Here is a 283-nt window from a genome sequence, read left to right on the forward strand (position 1 = left end):
CAAGGCCTTCGTGGTGCTGGCGCCGGCCTATAAGGGCAGCGACGCGCTTGCGGAAGAACTTGCGCAGCATGTGAAGAAGCGACTTTCGGCCCATTCCTATCCGCGCGAGGTCGAATTCGTCACCGAGCTGCCGAAAACCCCGAGCGGCAAGATCCAGCGGTTCTTGCTGCGGAAGGCCGAGGTGGAGAAGCGCAACGGGTGAGAGGGCTGATCTGCCCCCTTGTGGGGGAGATCACCCATCTCGCAGCCCTTCGCCAATCATCAATGCCCTTGTGGCGAGATC

General features: G+C 61.8%; 1 pseudogene. It reads left to right on the forward strand.

Annotation, left to right across the window (positions count from 1 at the left end):
* Nucleotides 1–202: pseudogene (locus tag EN845_RS34980) on the forward strand (AMP-binding protein); the annotation flags it as partial.
* Between the last annotated feature and the right edge of the window lie 81 nt (nucleotides 203–283).

The sequence above is a fragment of the Mesorhizobium sp. M8A.F.Ca.ET.202.01.1.1 genome (assembly GCF_004791595.1).
Taxonomy (GTDB): domain Bacteria; phylum Pseudomonadota; class Alphaproteobacteria; order Rhizobiales; family Rhizobiaceae; genus Mesorhizobium.